This window comes from Kitasatospora sp. NPDC058406 (genome assembly GCF_042722765.1).
GTDB lineage: Bacteria > Actinomycetota > Actinomycetes > Streptomycetales > Streptomycetaceae > Kitasatospora.
The window spans coordinates 1-15,357 of sequence record NZ_JBHXKE010000056.1; the positions used below are offsets into that span (position 1 = coordinate 1).

Genomic DNA, 15,357 nt, shown 5'->3' on the forward strand with positions numbered 1-15,357 from the left:
GTTTTTACCCCCCGGGCGGGGGCCCCCCCGCGGGGGGGGGGCCCCCCGCCCCCGCCCCCCCCCCCCGCCCGCGGGCGCCCCCACCGGTCGGGCGAATCTGACGGGCAGCCAACTCCGTCCCGGGCGAACCGGGTTGTGATCGTCTACCGCTCGGTACGATCAAGCCGCACGACCGGTCCGTCCGACGGGACGAACCGCCGAAGAGGGGGGAATCCCGCATGCAGTTCGACTCCGCCGTCCGACACGGCAAACACGCACACCAGTCGCGCCCGTCCACGTCCCGCCCGTACACGTGGCTGACCGCGCTCGCCCTGGCCACGGTCGCGGTGGCCGGCTGTTCGTCCTCGGGCGACTCCGCCCCGGACGCCGCCAAGGCGCCCTCGGAGACCGCGGCCGGGACCTCCGCAGCGGGCACCGCCGCACCGGGCACCTCCCCCGGCGGCGCGACGCCGCCCGCCGGTACCGCGCCGGCCGGCACCACCGCCGCGCCGAGCGGGGGCGGCAAGGCGGCCCCTCCCGCCAACCGCCCGGCCGACCCCTGCACGCTGCTGACGTCCGACCAGGTGGTGGCCGTCGTCGGCACGCCCGGCCCGTTCAACGGCATGCCCCTGGGCCGGGGCCTCGACGGTTCGGCGGTCTGGGGCTGCGGCTGGAGCAACTGGGACTCCCTCACCTCGCTCCAGGAGGTGGACTCCTCCACGTTCGCGAGCCACAAGCGGGACTCCCAGCGCCCGGACGCGAAGGAGCCGGCGGTCAAGGACGTCGGCGACGAGGTGTTCGTCGCGTCCCGGGGCAACGCGGGCAAGCCGGCCCTGTTCTTCGCGCTGGGCCCGCACTTCTACCGGGTCGAGGTCCAGTCCAACCGCAAGCTGGGCGCGAACAACCCCGACGCGGCCAAGGACGCCGCCGCCGAGGAGTCCCTGGCCCGCCAGTTCGCCAAGACCCTCAAGGGCTGATCCGCGGAGCGCCGCGAGAGGCCCCGTGCCGCTCGCGGCGAACCGGCCCGTCGCCTCCGCCGCCCGCCGGCGCGCGTAGTGAACCGTCCGGCCCCGGCTCGGCTCGGATCGGCTCGGCTCCGGGGGGTCGGAGCCGTTCCGGTGGACGTCGCGGCGGACGTCCCGGCGGATCCTGGTCCTGACCCCGAGACCGTCGTCGATCAGGGGGCGCGCGGCGAGGCGTGCGCGCCAGGCGTACAGAACTCCCGCCCCTGGCATGGCCACCGTGCTCCCGCGCACCGCGCCCGGACCCCTTGGCGGGGCGCGCGCAGGACCGCACACTCCGGATGGGGCTCCTGACCGGAGGCCTCCCCGCGCAACCGGAAGGCACCCATGCACCCGCCGAGCCCGTCCGGCGCCCGCGCCGTCTCCCGCACCGCCGCCGTCACCACCGCCGCCCTCCTGCTGACCGCCACCGCCGGAACCGCCGCGGCCGCGCCCGCCGCCCCGCCCGCCGCCGGGGCTGCCGCCACAGCGGTCGCCGCCGTGGCCTTCTCCGACGGAGGCTTCGAGAGCCCCGTCGTCCCGGCACCCGCACCGTTCACCGACTACCTCGGCGGACAGACCTTCGGCCCCTGGACGGTCGGCGGCGACAGCGCCGACCTGACCTCCGACCGCCTGTGGGACGTGGCCGAGGGCCACCAGTCGCTCGACCTCAACGGCAGCACCACCGGCAGCGTCTCGCAGACGTTCCCGGTGGCACCGCTGACGACCTACCTCGTCACCTTCAAGCTGGCGGGCAACCCCGTGTGGGCCCCGGCCCTCAAGACCGGCCAGGTGCGGGTCAACGGCACGACGGTGCTCGACTTCGCCTTCGACGTCAGCGGACACGGCCTGCGCTCCATGGGCTACGTCGAGCAGACCACCGCCTTCACCAACCTGCTGGGCACCTCGGCCACCCTCACGTTCGCCAGCACCACCCCCGGCTACGGCGGCCCGGTCATCGACGACGTGAAGGTCCGCAGCTGCCTGCTGGTGCTCTGCCTGCCCTGACGGACCCGTGCACCGCCCCGCAGGAACCGGCCGGAACAGGCCGGACCCGGCGGGACCCGGCGGGACCCGGCGGGACCCGTGCGGCGCACGGATGGGAGCGCCAACGGGCCTGTCAGTAGAGCTTGTTCACCGCGGCCCTGACCGTCTCCTTGAAGGCGGGGACGTCCGGCTGGGTCCAGTTGCTCTCCCACTCGACGACCGCCACCGTGCTGCCGTCCCGGCCGACCCCGTACAGGTGGTTGTTGTACGACGCCCAGGGGGAGGTGCAGGAACGGTGCACGCCTCCCACGGTCGCGCCCTCCTCGACGTCGAGCGAGCCGTGGTCCTGCCCGGTCACGGTGTCGCCCGGGTACGCGGCACGCAGGCGGTCGGCACAGCCCGCGTAGTACTGACGGAGCGATTCGGCGAGGGTGACGGCCTCCGCCTCGGTCGGCAGCACGAAGACCCGCTCGACGGCCGAGGCGGTCTCCGACGTGAAGAAGTCGGCGCTCCAGGTGTTCTGCTCCGGCACCTCGTTGATCCGGTCCCACAGACAGGTCGGCGTGTAGCTCCCGCCCGGCTCGTCCGAGGCCCCGCCCATCCAGGTCAGCGAGTCCGGCGGCAGGTCGGCGACGTCGATCATCCCCGGCCGGCCCTGCGTGTCGGCGGGCGTCGCGCCCGCCACCGGAGCCGCCACCGCGACCGCCAGCAGGGCGACACCCGCCCCGCGCACCCACGTACGAATCCCCGACCTCATCCGTCCACCTCCGTGTGTAGAGCTGCGGAAAGGCGCCCGCCCGATCGGGGCGGGGCACTCCGTCCAGCATCCGAGACCACGGACCGTTCCGAGGGTGCGGACACGAACCACGGCCGGAACCTCGCCCACCGATCATCGATTCCGGCCGAAAACAGTGCCTCCGCCCCTCATCCGGGGCCTGGACACGGCAGGGCGCAGCTCGGGGCGGACCGGACCGGACCGGGGCGGGGCGGGGCGGGTTCGTCAGTCCCTCGTCCCCGGCCCGGCCGTCGCGACCGGCGCCGCCGTCGCGAGCCGGGTCAGGGCGGCGGCGGTCACCCGGTCCTCCCCCGCGCTGAACACGTGCAGTACCAGGCCGGTCTGGCCGGGGGCGGCCGGGACGTTCAGGGGCTCGAAGTCCAGTGTGAGCACGCCGGTCAGGGCGTGGTGGAGGCGCTTGCGGCCCGCCGCGCACATCACCACCTCGCCGGATTCCCAGACTTGTCGGAACTCCCGGCTCTGCGAGGAGAGTTCGCGGATCAGGGCGACCAGCTCGGCATCGCCCGGCCAGGTGCCGGCCGCCACCCGCAGCTGGCCGACGGCCTCCGCCGCTCGGTCCGCCCAGTCGGGATGGACGGTGCGGGAGGCCGGGTCGAGGAAGAGGAAGCGGGCCTGGTTCCGGTCACGGCGAGGCACCTCGCCCACACCGCCGACGAGTTCGGAGCCGAGTCCGTTCCACGCGACGACGTCGAGGCGGTGGTCGGTCACGAAGGCGGGAAGGTCCGCACCCAGCGCGTCCAGCATCCGGCGCAGCAGCGGACTGACCCGGGGCCTGGGCACCGGCACCCGCCGGGCGGAGGCGAGCGTGTCGAGGTGACGGCGCTCCGCCTCGTCCAGCCCGAGGGTGCGGGCGAGCGCGTCGAGCACCTCGGGGGACGGCTGGGTGGAACGTCCCTGCTCCAACCGGACGTAGTAGTCCACGCTGATCCCGGCCAGCTGGGCCAGCTCCTCCCGGCGCAGCCCCTGCACCCGTCGGCGCCCGCCCCCGGCGAGGCCGACCAGTTCGGGGGCCACCCGGCCCCGGCGGGCGCGCAGGAACGCTCCGAGCGCCCGGCCGGGGTCGCCGACCCCGTCCGGCGGGGTGGCCGCGGTGGCGGCGCCGTCCCCGCCGGTGCTGCTGCCGGTCCTGCTGTCGGAGCTCCTGCCCGTGCTGGTGTCCATGCGATCCAGTATGGGTGGCCCTCGCAGTACCAGGACCGGCGGTCCTCCGGAATCACAGGGTGCTGGCTGCGCCTCGCGACCGGCGCGAGGGTGGTGCCATGACCGACCACGCATCGCGGCAACAGCCCGACCCCACCCGGCAGAAGACCGTCCTCCTGGTCACCGCGCACCCCGAGCCCCGTTCGCTCACCTCCGCGCTGTCCGCGTTCGCGGCCGACCACCTGCGGGCCGCCGGGCACCGCGTGGAGGTGTCCGACCTCTACGCGATGAAGTGGCACGCGTCGTTGGACGGCGACGACTTCCCCGACCTGCCGGCGGACGAGCGGCTGGAGGTTCTGGCCGCCCAGGGCGAGGCCACCCACGCGGGGCGGCTCTCGGCGGACATCGCCGCCGAGCAGGAGAAGCTGCGCCGGGCCGACGCCGTGGTGCTGCAGTTCCCGCTGTGGTGGTTCTCGGTGCCCGCGATCCTCAAGGGCTGGATCGACCGGGTGTTCACCTTCGAGTTCGCGCACGGGCCGGCCGTTCCGCCGCCGTACAGCGAGGGCGCGCTCGGCGGGCGCCGGGGCCTGCTGGCCGTGACGGCCGGGGCCCGGGAGTCGGCGTTCTCCGACCGGGGCGCGCACGGCCCGCTGGCGGACCTGCTGTTCCCCGTGCAGCACGGGGTGCTCTGGTTCACCGGCATCGCGGCGCTCGAACCGTTCGCCGTGTACGGGTCGGTGGACGTGTCGTCGGAGCGGTTCGCGGAGCTGGCGCGGGAGTACGGGCGCCGGCTGGACGGGCTGTTCACCGATGAGCCGGTGCCCTTCCGGCGCCTCGACGGCGGCGACTACGGGCGGGACATGCGGCTGCTGCCGGGCGTGGAGGAGCCGGGCACGGCCGGCCCGAGCCTGCACCTCGCGCCGCGCGGCTGACCCGCCGCCGGCTCGGCCCCGGGCCGGTGCGGCGGCGGGCCGGGCCGACGGCGGGCCGGTGCGGCGAGGGTCAGAGCTTGGTGGCCTCGTGGACCTGGTGGAGGTGGATCAGGATGTCGTACGCCTGGTTGACGGCGAGGCTGGGGGCCGGCTGCGTGAAGCTCGATCCGGCGTCGTGGACGGGGCGGGGGGTGTCGAGCCAGTCGCGGCCGGCGGCCGACAGCGTGCGCAGGTCGACGTAGTAGTCGCGGTGGCGGACCCGGTCGAGGGTGTACTCCTGCATGTCGGGGGTGGCTGCCGGGACGGTCACGGCGTTCCAGGGACTGCCGAGGGTGGTCGCCGTGAGGAAGGACCCCTGGTTGAAGGTGAAGCCGATGGCGGCGTAGCCCCGCCCGAGCGCGTTGCGCAGGTAGACGCCCTGCGTCGTCGGGTACATCACGGGGTCGGTGGACAGGTAGCCCACGTGGCCGTTGTGCGCCGACAGCAGCATCCTGTCGCCGGTGCGGCGGTTCCACCAGGCGGTGTTGTCGGCCATCGCCCGGTCGCGGTAGTGCTCCGCGACGGACACCGACTCGGGGTCGGCCAGGTCCAGGGAGGTGAAGACGAAGGTCTGGAGGATGTTGCGGGCGTGCTGCTCGGCCCACTCGTAGGCCTCGCCGCCGGCGCCCTTGCCCGCGGTGACCAGGTCGAACGCCTGCTGGGCGACGGCCGCGTTGTGGCGCCGTTCGGCGAGGGGCCTGCCCAGGTAGGCGAACACGTCGTCGAGGGGGCGCAGGCCCGCGTACAGCGCCTCGACCTGCGCGAGGTCCTGGGGGCGGGCCGTGCGGACGTAGGAGGTGACCCGGTCGAAGACCTGGTCACCGAGCCTCGGCGCTCCGACGTCGTTGCCCATGAAGTGGACCCTGCGGTCCGGGTGCCGGTCGTTGTACCGCCGCATCCAGCTGATGAGGCTGACGAACTCCTCACGCTCCCAGGGGGATCCGGCCAGCGCCTCCTTGGCCGTCTGCCGGGCGTCGCCGGGGCCTCCCTGGAGGTACTCGTCGATCCGAAGACCGGCCGACCAGCTCATCTCCAGGGCGAAGGTGGTGAAGCCCTTCTCCTCGACGAGGTAGCGGAAGACGCGTTCCTTCATGGCGAAGAACTGGTGCGAGCCGTGGGTGGCCTCGCCCAGCCCCACCACGGCGGCGTCGCCGACCATCGCACCGAGCGCCCGGAGGTCGGTGCTGCGGCCACCGGGTTCCGTCGACCGCAGCGGCTGCGCGGCGCTCTCCAGCGCACGGATCGCGGCGGCCTGCCGTCCGTCGACCGCCGTGGCGCCGGATGCGGCCGGCGCGGGACCGGCGGGCACGGCGGAGGCCACCGGGGCCAGCAGGGCGGTGGCCGCGAGCGCTGCCGTCGCAGCGAGCAGCCCGCGTCGTCCGATCGCCGTCATGTGCGCAGTCATCCTGATCATTCCTCAGTTCGGTGTTCCACTGGGCGGTGGAATGATCATGGCTCGGGACGGGGGCGGGCCGCGCTGGGGCCGTCCTCCGAACCTGTCCGGGGGTAAACCCCCTGCTCACCGGGTGGTTCTCCGCCGGACGAGGCCCGGTGCCGCCCGGCGCCGCACCCCTCCCCGCCCGGCCCGTGGCGACGGACCCGTGGCGACGGGCCGGTGCGCCGCCGACCGGGCGCGGTCAGGGCCAGCCCGTCGGCTTCACGGTCATGGTGGCCCTGGCCGCGACGATCGCGGCGCACGCCCCGCGGACCTCCCGGTCGGCCCAGTCGGGCGGCAGCGGCCCCTGCGCCCCGAGGGCGGCGGCCTGCCGCTGGAGTTCGCGCAGTGCGCCGCCCTGGGCGCTGGAGAGGCCCATCTCCTGGTAGTCACCGACGTCCGTACCGCCGTCGAGGTACGTGCGCAGCCAGGGCGCGATGCTCAGGACGCAGTCCTCCAAGGGGTCGAACGACGGCGAAGGCGCCGTCGGCGTGGTCGACGGGGCGGCCATCCCGGGTGACGCGTTCCCGGATGACGCGCCGGGTCCACCGCATCCCGACGCCGTGGCCGCCGCAACAACCAGGGCCGGACCTGCCAGGCCGGCCAGGAGCCGTTTCCGCATGCCCGCATTGTGGCCCCGGCGGCCGGCCCGCACCAGAGTTCGGCGCGGGCCGTCGGATCGGCCGCCGGCTCGGAGGCCGGCTCGGGCTGTGGCGACCGGGCCGGACGGGACCGGCGGCGGCCCGTCAGACCGCCGCGGACGGAACGCCCGGAGCAGCCGTCGGGGCCGTCGGGGTGGTGGGAACGCCCGGGGCCGTCGGGGCCGTCGTGGACCCCGCCGGCGCGCCGAGGTGACGTTCGGCCTTGGCGACGGCGGCGCGGTAGTAGAGGGACGCGAGTTGGGGGGAGACGGAGTCGCGCTGGAAGAATCCGTAGGAGAGCGCGACGTCGCCGAGGCGTTCGAGGCCGAGGTAGCCGTTGAGCGGGATGCCCGCCAGTTCGCCGTCGAGGCGGACGGCGGGGGCGCCCGGCCGGTCCCCGAGGGCGACCGGGGTCACGGTGAAGACCACGGGGGCGCCGGTGTCGTCGGTGAAGGTGATGCTGCGGCAGTCGGCGAACGCGGCGGTGACGGCGGCGAAGTCGGTGGTGAGGCGGTCCGGCTCCTCGGCGGTGAGCGATTCGGTGATCATCGGGTTGCCGGCCGGCCCGTCGAACTCGACGCCCTGGTGCGGGCGTCCGGAGGGCCCTCGGGCGGTCTCGCGGTTCAGCAGCGCGCGCAGCGCGTCGCACCCGGCCACCGGGGAGGCGTCGCTCTCGGGCGAGGGGCTCGCGCCGACCGGGAGTTCGGTGAAGTCCGGTCCCAGTTCGTCGGCGGTGAGCAGCGCGGCCCTGAGCCGGTCGTCGGTGGGCAGCTGTGCGGCGGCGGCCGGAGCGGCGGCGACCGTGGCCCCGGCGGCTGTCGCGAGCGTCACGGCCGGCGCGGGCCGAGCGGACGGCGATCCTGCGGCGAGCCCGGTGGTGCCGAGGGTGAACACGGTGAGACCGGCTGCCGCGACGGTGAGGGCGAGAAGAGGCCTGGGGAGAGACATGCGGCCCCCGGTCGGGAGTTCGGGCAGGGACAGGCGTCCAGTCTCCCACCGCGTCCGGGACCCCGCCCGTCCGACGGGTGGATCCGCAGGTCAGGACGGGCCGAGGGCCTCGGCGGCGCCTTCCGCGGGACCACGCGCCGGACCGCCCGGCGGGCCGCCGTCGGTCCGGTCGGACGGCAGCGTGGCGAGGGTCTCGGTGAGCCACTGCGCCCAGAAGGCCTCCAGCCCGATGCCGGCCCGCAGCACCGCGTGCTGCAACGGGTTCGCGGCGTCGCCCTCCCCCGGCGGGAAGTCGCGCCGTTCGATCGCCCGGTAGTCGGCCAGCTGCGCCCGGTGCAGGGCGAGGTGCCGGTGGAGTTCGGCGTCCAGGCCGGCCGTGCCGACCACCGCGGCGGCACGCAGCCGCAGCAGCAGCGGTTCCCGGACCGTCTTGGGGTCGTCCCCGGCGGCCGTCCACCGTGCGAGTTCGGCACGGCCCTCGGGCAGGACCTCGTACTCCTTCTTCTGCCCGCGCACCGGCCCGGTCTGCGGGAGCGCCCGGATCAGCCCGGAGGTCTCCAGCCTGCCCAGCTCACGGTAGATCTGCTGGTGGGTGGCGGACCAGAAGAAGCCGATCGACTTGTCGAACCGCCGGGTCAGCTCCAGCCCCGAGGACGGTTTCTCCAGCAGGGCGGTCAGGATGGCGTGCGGCAGCGACATGGGTCGATCCTAGGGGTCGCGGGGATTCCGCCCGCGCCCCTCGGAGCGGCGGTCGGAGTGCGGCGGTCAGAGCGCGGCGGCCAGCTCGGTGCCCTGCTTGATCGCCCGCTTGGCGTCGAGTTCGGCGGCCTCGTCGGCGCCGCCGATCAGGTGCGGGGTGATGCCGAGGGCGCGCAGGGCGGCGTCCAGGTCGCGGCGCGGTTCCTGGCCGGTGCAGAGGACGACGGTGTCGACGGGCAGCAGCTGCGGTTCGCCGTCGAGGGTGAAGTGGAGCCCGGCGTCGTCGATCAGGTCGTAGCGGGCGCCGGCGACCATCGTGACGCCGCGGTGCTTGAGTTCGGCCCGGTGGATCCAGCCGGTGGTCTTTCCGAGGCCGGCACCGACCTTGCCGGTCCGGCGCTGGAGCAGGTGGACGCGGCGCGGGGGCGTCGGCCGCTCGGGCCGGGCGAGGCCGCCGCGCTCGCGGTACTCCGGGTCGATGCCCCACTTGCGCTGGTAGACGGGCGCGTTGAGGCTCGCCTCGTCGCCCTGGTCGGTGAGGTACTCGGCGACGTCGAAGCCGATGCCGCCCGCCCCGACGACGGCGACGCGCTCGCCGACGGGCGCGCCGTCGCGCAGCACGTCGAGGTAGCCGAGGACGCTGGGGTGGTCGATGCCGGGGAGGTCGGCGGGGACGCGCGGGGTGACGCCGGTGGCGAGGACGACCTCGTCGAAGTCCTCGGCGGCGAGTTCCGGCGCCGCCACGAGGGCCCCGAGCCGCTGGTCGACGCCGAGTTCGGCGAGGCGGGTGCGGTAGTAGCGGATGGTCTCGTCGAACTCCTCCTTCCCCGGGATGCGCCGGGCGATGTCGAGCTGGCCGCCGACGGTGTCGGCGGCGTCGAACAGGGTGACGGCGTGGCCGCGTTCGGCCGCGGAGACGGCGAACGCGAGGCCGGCCGGTCCGGCGCCGACGACGCCGATGCGCTTGCGCGTCCTGGTGGGGGCGAGGACCAGCTCGGTCTCGTGGCAGGCGCGCGGGTTGACCAGGCAGGAGGTGGTCTTCCCGCTGAAGGTGTGGTCGAGGCAGGCCTGGTTGCAGCCGATGCAGGTGTTGACGGCGTCGGCGCGGCCGTCGCGGGCCTTGGCGACGAAGTCGGCGTCGGCGAGCAGCGGGCGGGCGAGGGAGACCAGGTCGGCGTAACCGTCGGCGAGCAACTGCTCGGCGAGTTCGGGGGTGTTGATGCGGTTGGAGGTGACCAGCGGGATGCCGACCGAGCCCATCACCTTGCGGGTCACCCAGGCGAAGGCGCCGCGCGGCACGGAGGTGGCAATGGTCGGGATGCGCGCCTCGTGCCAGCCGATGCCGGTGTTGATGATGGTGGCACCGGCCTCCTCGACGGCCCGGGCGAGCTGCACCACCTCGGGGAGGGTGGAACCGCCGGGGACGAGGTCGAGCATGGAGAGCCGGTAGATCAGGATGAAGTCGGGGCCGACCCGCTCGCGGACGCGGCGGACGATCTCGACCGGGAACCGCATCCGGTTCTCGTACGGGCCGCCCCACTCGTCCTCGCGGTGGTTGGTGGCGGCGGCGATGAACTCGTTGATCAGGTAGCCCTCGGAGCCCATGATCTCGACGCCGTCGTAGCCGGCTCGCCGGGCGAGGGCGGCGCAGCGGGCGAAGTCCTCGATGGTCCGCTCGACCTCGTCGGCGGTGAGGGCGCGCGGCGGGAACGGGCTGATCGGCGCCTGGACGGCGCTGGGGGCCACGAGGTCGGGGTGGTAGGCGTAGCGGCCGAAGTGCAGGATCTGGAGGGCGATCCGGCCGCCGGCGGCGTGCACGGCGTCGGTGACGACGCGGTGGCGGTCGGCCTCCTCCTCGGTGGTGAGCATGGCGCCGCCGCCCCAGGGGCGCCCTGCCTCGTTGGGGGCGATGCCACCGGTGACGATGAGGCCGACGCCGCCGCGGGCGCGTTCGGCGTAGAAGGCGGCCAGCCGCTCGGGGCCGTCGGGGGCCTCCTCCAGGCCCACGTGCATGGACCCCATGACGACGCGGTTGGGGAGGGTCGTGAAGCCGAGGTCGAGCGGGCGCAGCAGGTGCGGGTAGGGCGGCGGCGGGGTGGCGGTCATCGGGGGTCTCCCAGGGCTTCGTCGAGGCGGCGGCTCGTTGTTACCACACGGTAGGGGAGGGGATGCCTATATGCAACTAGTTGCACAAGAGGGTGCGGCCGAACTCCCGCCGGACCCCTCCCCCGGCCCCGCCGAACCCCCCATGCGGCGCCACCCGCGGCGCCGCCCCCGGGGCGGCCCGGCCGCCACGGCGCTCCACCCGCCCCTTTACTGACGGATCGTCAGTCCACGGCGTATGGTCGTCGGGAGACGGGCGGGGCCGGCCGAGGCCCCGGAGAGGGGGCACGGCCGTGCGGGGTGGATCGGTCGCCGTGGTCGGCGGCAGCATCGCGGGGTGCGCGTTCGCCCGGGCCGCGGCCCGCGGCGGGGCGGAGCAGGTCACCGTGCTGGAACGCAGCCCCGGGCGCCTGGAGGACCGGGGCGTGGGCCTGTGCGTGGTCCTGGACCGCTACGCCGAACTGGTCCGGGCCGGCCACCTCGACGACGGCATCCGCCACCACCCGCTCACCGAACGGCACTGGGTGGCCGCCGACCCCTCCGGCACGCACGGCCCGCGCGGGCGGGTGCTCTGGGTCCAGCCGATGACCATGCACGCGTTCCACTGGGGCGTGCTCTGGCAGGGACTGCGCGAACGCGCCCCGGACGCCGTGGAGTTCCGCACCGGGACGACCGTCACGGCGGTCGGCGGGGGCGGCCCCGACGACGGCCCGCAGGCCTGGGTGGCGACCTCCGGCGGGCGCGACCCGTACGACCTGGTGGTCGGCGCCGACGGCCACCGTTCGGTGGTCCGGGGCGCCGTCTGCCCGGACGCCCGGCCCGAGTACGCCGGCTACGTCTGCTGGCGCGGCAGCTTCGACGCCCGCCTCCTCGACCGGCTGCCCGGCGGGGGCGCGCGCTGGCCCGGGCACGAGGTGATCACCGCCTGCTACCCCGGCGGCCAGGTCGTGCTCTACCGCATTCCCGGCCTGGAGCCCGGCACCACCCTGGTCAACTGGGTCTTCTACGCCCCCGCACCCGCCTGGCTGCACCCGACCGGCGACACCGGGGCCGGCGACAGCAGGGCCGGCGACACCGGGGCCGGCGCCCCGGCCCACACGCCGGCCGACCCCAACGGCATCCCGGCCGGCTCGCTCGACCGCGTCCGCCTCGACGAACTGGCCGACCTCGCCGACCGGCACCTCCCGCCGTACTGGGCCGGGGTGGTCAACCTGACCCCGGTCGAGCGGATCCTGCTCCAGCCGATCCACGACCTCGCGACCCCGCGCCGCACCGCCGGACGCCTGCTGCTCGCCGGGGACGCCGCCACCCTGGTCCGCCCGCACAACACCAGCGGCGCGGCCAAGGCCCTCCAGGACGCCTGCGCCTTCGAGGACGCCTGGCGGTCGGCGGACGGCTGGGACGATCTGCTGCCCGGTTACGACCGCGAACGCGGCACGGTGGGGCGGGCGTTGGTCGACCTCGGCCGCCGGCTCGGACGGGCCCAGGTCACCGGCGCACCGGACTGGAGGACCATCGACGAGGCCGGAATGGCCGAGTGGTGGCGCGAACAGCTCGCCGGTACGGGCGGGTTCGGCGGCCTGTCCCTCGACCGGCCGTCGAACTCCCCTTCAGTGCCGGACGGTTCGACCCGTCAGACGTTCACGCCGTAGTCGGTCGCGATGCCGCGCAGGCCGGAGGCGTAGCCCTGGCCGATCGCGCGGAACTTCCACTCGGCGCCGCTGCGGTAGAGCTCGCCGAAGACCATCGCCGTCTCGGTCGAGGCGTCCTCGGTGAGGTCGTAGCGGGCGATCTCCTGGCCGTTGGCCTGGTTGACGACCCGGATGAACGCGTTGCGGACCTGGCCGAAGCTCTGGTGCCGGGCGTCCGCGTCGTAGATCGACACCGGGAACACCACCTTGGCCACCTCGGCCGGCACGGTGGCCAGGTCGACCTTGATCTGCTCGTCGTCGCCGTCACCGCCACCGGTCAGGTTGTCACCGCTGTGCTCGACCGAACCGTCCGGGCTGCGCAGGTTGTTGAAGAAGACGAAGTGCCCGTCCGAGAGCACCTTGCCGACCGCGTTGCAGAGCAGCGCGCTCGCGTCCAGGTCGTAGTCGGCGCCGGTGGTCGTCCGCACGTCCCAGCCGAGTCCGACGATGACGGCGGTGAGGCCCGGCGCCTCCTTGGTCAGCGAGACGTTGCCGCCCTTGGCCAGCGAAACTCCCACAGTGCCCTCCTCGGTTGCGCTACTGCTCTCCCTGGAAAAGAATCTACAACACTGTAGAGATCACGAGAATCCGTGCGACCGAATACGGCCATCCCCGGCCATCCCCGGCCGGCACACGGCCGACCACCCCGCCCGCCCCCGGCACGCTCCCCGGCCGGGCCCCGACCCTTCGCGGCCCGCCGCCTCAGCCCCCCTCCGCCAGCAGCGCCGCCACCTGCGGCGGAAGCAGGCACGCCTGCCGGGCCAGCAGGTCGACGAAGGCCGCCGTCAACGGGTCCGGCCTGGTCCGGGTGTACGCCACCAGCGCCCGCCGGACCGGCGGCTCCGGCCGGCGGACCAGCCCGTCGAACCCCGGTGGCACGATGTTCGCCGGCACCAGCGCCACTCCCAGACCGGCCGCCGCGAGCAGCGGGGCCGCCGCCGTCTGCTCGGTCCGCACCGCCACCCGGGGCCGGAACCCGGCCTCCGCGCAGGCCGCGTCCAGCAGGTCCGCGAGCCCGTTCCCGGGGGCGTAGTGCACCCAGTCCCGCTCCGCCAGCTCGGCCAGCGGAACGCGCCGGCATCCCTCCGGCTCCGCGTCCTCCGGCGGCAGCGCCAGGACGAACTCCTCCACCCCCAGTTCCCTGATCGGCCCCTCCCAGTCGGCCGGCTGCGTCCCCACCGCGACGTCCGCCTGCCCCGCCGCCATCGCCGCCCGCAGCTCCTCGTTGTGCGCGTACTCGCGCAACCGGATCCGCACCCCCGGGTGCGCGCGCCGCCAGGCCCGCAGCACCGGCGGCAGGATGCCCAGGCTCACCGAGTACACCGTCGCCAACTCCAGCTCACCGCCGTCGAGTCCGGCCGCCGAGCGGGCCGCCGCCCGCAGCCGCTCGGCATCCGCGAGCGCCGCCCGGGCGTGCGGCAGCACCGCCCGCCCCATCGGCGTCAGCCGCACCGCGCGCGGCAGGCGCTCCAGCAGCGCGCCGCCCACCGCCTTCTCCAGCGCCCGCACCTGGTGCGAGAGCGCCGGCTGAGTGACGTGCAGCAGCTCGGCCGCGCGCGTGAAGGAACCGGTGTCGACGACGGTCACCAGGTACTCGAACTGTCGGAGAGTGGCCATGCAGGCAGTTTATGGCTTTCCCAGAAAACAAGCCTTGGACGTATCACCCCTGCTCGGCGGAGGGTTGCGGACATGACCTCCTCCGCAACCCTCCCCCTCGCCGGCCGCCGCGTCGTCGTCGTCGGCGCCGGCTCCCACACCGGCCGCGCCCTCGCCCACACCGCCTCCGCCGCCGGCGCCGAACTCGTCCTCGCCGGCCCCGACCCCCGCAAGCTGGAGTGGACCGCCGGCGAACTGACCGGCCCCACGAAGGTCGTCCCGGTCGACCTCGCCGACGAGGACTCGATCGCCGCCCTCGCCGCCGCCACCGGCCGCTTCGACCACCTGGTCTCCACCGCCGCCATGCCCGCCAACGGCCCGCTCGCCGAACTCGAACTCGCCGACGTCCACCGCGCGTTCGCCGCCAAGGTGTACGGCCCGCTGCTGCTCGCCAAGCACCTCGCCGGCCAGGCCGCCACCGACACCCCCGACGGCGCCTCCTTCACCTTCTTCTCCGGCGTCGCCGCCTGGCGCCCCGCGCCCGCCCGCACCGTGATGGCCACCACCAACGGCGCCCTCGCCTTCCTCGTTCAGGCCCTGGCCGTGGAGATCGCCCCGGTCCGCGTCAACGCCGTCTCCCCCGGCATCGTCGACACCGGCGCCTGGGACCGGATGGGCGCCGACAAGACCGACTTCCTGCGTTCCGTCGCCGACCGCAACCCCGCACGCCGGACCGGCACCACCGAGGACCTGGTCCGCGCCGTCCACTTCGCGATGACCAGCCCCTTCGTCACCGGCACGGTCCTGCACGTCGACGGCGGCGGCCGCCTCGTCTGAGGCGCGCCCAGGGCGCCGTGGCGTCCCCCCTTCCCCGGGGGCCCGTTCCCGAGGCCCCGTTCCCGATCCCGTTCCCGATTCCGGGCGGGAACGGGGGCGGCCCACCACTCCCGCAGCGCTCGCGCTCGCCCGGCCGGGCCGGGGGGCCGGACGTAGACTGGCGTGGTCGCGCGGGGGGCCCGGCGGTCCCCCGGAGGTCTTCATGCGCCAGCGGCACAGCTTCCATCTCGACCGGGCCGGGCACTCCGTCACGGTGAACGTCCGGTCCGGCTGGATCACCGAGACCGAGGTGCTGGTGGACGGCAAGGAGGTCGCCTTCCACCGCGTCCACGGGCACGGCGTCTACCCGCTCACGCTGGCCGCCCAGCTGCCCGAGGAGCCTCCGCTGCCGCTCGCCGTCGAGCTCAAGCGGACCGGTGACCCCGAGCGCCCCCTCGCGTGCGCGCTGGACGTGCACGGCGCGGTGCACCCGATGGCGGAGCGCACCGGGCAGTGACCGCCCGGCGACCCGGCCGCCTGCCGCCTGCCGCCTG

Annotated in this window: 15 protein-coding genes; 6 read left to right on the plus strand and 9 right to left on the minus strand. The window is 75.0% G+C overall.

Annotation, left to right across the window (positions count from 1 at the left end; all coding sequences use genetic code 11):
- Window positions 1-218: 218 nt before the first annotated feature.
- On the plus strand, window positions 219-956 hold the full coding sequence (locus ACFWOG_RS13605) for a hypothetical protein (protein ID WP_380357963.1): 738 nt from the start codon (window positions 219-221) through the stop codon (window positions 954-956).
- A 372-nt stretch (window positions 957-1,328) separates the two neighbouring features.
- Window positions 1,329-1,988, plus strand: a complete 660-nt coding sequence (locus tag ACFWOG_RS13610; protein WP_380357966.1) for a DUF642 domain-containing protein — start codon at window positions 1,329-1,331, stop codon at window positions 1,986-1,988.
- Window positions 1,989-2,100: 112 nt separating this feature from the next.
- Here the strand turns inward: ACFWOG_RS13610 and ACFWOG_RS13615 are convergent, their stop codons facing one another.
- The gene (locus ACFWOG_RS13615) at window positions 2,101-2,724 is read right to left on the minus strand and encodes a hypothetical protein (RefSeq protein WP_380357969.1); all 624 of its coding nucleotides are present in this window, start codon (window positions 2,722-2,724) and stop codon (window positions 2,101-2,103) included.
- Window positions 2,725-2,967: 243 nt separating this feature from the next.
- Window positions 2,968-3,924 carry a helix-turn-helix transcriptional regulator gene (locus ACFWOG_RS13620; RefSeq protein ID WP_329950899.1) on the minus strand — a complete coding sequence of 319 codons (957 nt, stop codon included), beginning with the start codon at window positions 3,922-3,924 and terminating at the stop codon, window positions 2,968-2,970.
- Window positions 3,925-4,022: 98 nt separating this feature from the next.
- Here ACFWOG_RS13620 and ACFWOG_RS13625 point away from each other — a divergent pair, with 98 nt between their 5' ends.
- Window positions 4,023-4,835: an NAD(P)H-dependent oxidoreductase gene (locus ACFWOG_RS13625; RefSeq protein WP_380357974.1), complete on the plus strand. Its 813-nt coding sequence runs from the start codon at window positions 4,023-4,025 to the stop codon at window positions 4,833-4,835.
- A 70-nt stretch (window positions 4,836-4,905) separates the two neighbouring features.
- Here ACFWOG_RS13625 and ACFWOG_RS13630 read toward each other — a convergent pair whose 3' ends face one another.
- From ACFWOG_RS13630 to ACFWOG_RS13650, 5 genes are all read right to left on the minus strand, one after another.
- Window positions 4,906-6,279, minus strand: coding sequence for an erythromycin esterase family protein (locus ACFWOG_RS13630; protein ID WP_380357977.1), 1,374 nt, complete (start codon window positions 6,277-6,279; stop codon window positions 4,906-4,908).
- Window positions 6,280-6,511: 232 nt separating this feature from the next.
- The gene (locus ACFWOG_RS13635; protein ID WP_380357980.1) at window positions 6,512-6,820 is read right to left on the minus strand and encodes a hypothetical protein; all 309 of its coding nucleotides are present in this window, start codon (window positions 6,818-6,820) and stop codon (window positions 6,512-6,514) included.
- Window positions 6,821-7,055: 235 nt separating this feature from the next.
- Window positions 7,056-7,898, minus strand: a complete 843-nt coding sequence (locus ACFWOG_RS13640) for a hypothetical protein (RefSeq protein ID WP_380357983.1) — start codon at window positions 7,896-7,898, stop codon at window positions 7,056-7,058.
- Between the two features lie 90 nt (window positions 7,899-7,988).
- Complete coding sequence (locus ACFWOG_RS13645; protein WP_380357986.1) at window positions 7,989-8,597, minus strand: PadR family transcriptional regulator; 609 nt, start codon at window positions 8,595-8,597, stop codon at window positions 7,989-7,991.
- Between the two features lie 66 nt (window positions 8,598-8,663).
- Complete coding sequence (locus ACFWOG_RS13650; RefSeq protein WP_380357989.1) at window positions 8,664-10,703, minus strand: FAD-dependent oxidoreductase; 2,040 nt, start codon at window positions 10,701-10,703, stop codon at window positions 8,664-8,666.
- Window positions 10,704-10,993: 290 nt separating this feature from the next.
- On the opposite strand from ACFWOG_RS13650, the gene ACFWOG_RS13655 reads away from it, so the two are divergent.
- Entirely contained in the window at window positions 10,994-12,352 is a 1,359-nt protein-coding gene (locus tag ACFWOG_RS13655; protein WP_380357991.1) for an FAD-dependent monooxygenase, read from the plus strand.
- Here ACFWOG_RS13655 and ACFWOG_RS13660 read toward each other — a convergent pair.
- Both ACFWOG_RS13660 and ACFWOG_RS13665 read right to left on the minus strand, forming a co-directional pair.
- Window positions 12,334-12,909, minus strand: a complete 576-nt coding sequence (locus ACFWOG_RS13660; protein ID WP_329878346.1) for a TerD family protein — start codon at window positions 12,907-12,909, stop codon at window positions 12,334-12,336. The two genes, ACFWOG_RS13655 and ACFWOG_RS13660, sit on opposite strands and share 19 nt — an antisense overlap.
- Window positions 12,910-13,093: 184 nt before the next feature.
- Entirely contained in the window at window positions 13,094-14,008 is a 915-nt protein-coding gene (locus tag ACFWOG_RS13665) for a LysR family transcriptional regulator (RefSeq protein WP_329878348.1), read from the minus strand.
- A gap of 72 nt (window positions 14,009-14,080) precedes the next feature.
- Here ACFWOG_RS13665 and ACFWOG_RS13670 point away from each other — a divergent pair, with 72 nt between their 5' ends.
- Complete coding sequence (locus ACFWOG_RS13670; RefSeq protein WP_329950906.1) at window positions 14,081-14,824, plus strand: SDR family oxidoreductase; 744 nt, start codon at window positions 14,081-14,083, stop codon at window positions 14,822-14,824.
- A gap of 202 nt (window positions 14,825-15,026) precedes the next feature.
- Window positions 15,027-15,320, plus strand: a complete 294-nt coding sequence (locus tag ACFWOG_RS13675; protein WP_329950907.1) for a hypothetical protein — start codon at window positions 15,027-15,029, stop codon at window positions 15,318-15,320.
- Window positions 15,321-15,357 lie beyond the last annotated feature (37 nt).

Coding starts and splice junctions, on each gene's coding strand:
- ACFWOG_RS13675 (WP_329950907.1), top strand. CDS start 15,027: ATGCGCCAGCGGCACAGCTTCCATCTCGACCGGGCCGGGCACTCCGTC.
- ACFWOG_RS13610 (WP_380357966.1), top strand. CDS start 1,329: ATGCACCCGCCGAGCCCGTCCGGCGCCCGCGCCGTCTCCCGCACCGCC.
- ACFWOG_RS13620 (WP_329950899.1), bottom strand. CDS start 3,924: ATGGACACCAGCACGGGCAGGAGCTCCGACAGCAGGACCGGCAGCAGC.
- ACFWOG_RS13665 (WP_329878348.1), bottom strand. CDS start 14,008: ATGGCCACTCTCCGACAGTTCGAGTACCTGGTGACCGTCGTCGACACC.
- ACFWOG_RS13615 (WP_380357969.1), bottom strand. CDS start 2,724: ATGAGGTCGGGGATTCGTACGTGGGTGCGCGGGGCGGGTGTCGCCCTG.
- ACFWOG_RS13640 (WP_380357983.1), bottom strand. CDS start 7,898: ATGTCTCTCCCCAGGCCTCTTCTCGCCCTCACCGTCGCGGCAGCCGGT.
- ACFWOG_RS13605 (WP_380357963.1), top strand. CDS start 219: ATGCAGTTCGACTCCGCCGTCCGACACGGCAAACACGCACACCAGTCG.
- ACFWOG_RS13630 (WP_380357977.1), bottom strand. CDS start 6,279: ATGACTGCGCACATGACGGCGATCGGACGACGCGGGCTGCTCGCTGCG.
- ACFWOG_RS13645 (WP_380357986.1), bottom strand. CDS start 8,597: ATGTCGCTGCCGCACGCCATCCTGACCGCCCTGCTGGAGAAACCGTCC.
- ACFWOG_RS13625 (WP_380357974.1), top strand. CDS start 4,023: ATGACCGACCACGCATCGCGGCAACAGCCCGACCCCACCCGGCAGAAG.
- ACFWOG_RS13650 (WP_380357989.1), bottom strand. CDS start 10,703: ATGACCGCCACCCCGCCGCCGCCCTACCCGCACCTGCTGCGCCCGCTC.
- ACFWOG_RS13670 (WP_329950906.1), top strand. CDS start 14,081: ATGACCTCCTCCGCAACCCTCCCCCTCGCCGGCCGCCGCGTCGTCGTC.
- ACFWOG_RS13635 (WP_380357980.1), bottom strand. CDS start 6,820: ATGGCCGCCCCGTCGACCACGCCGACGGCGCCTTCGCCGTCGTTCGAC.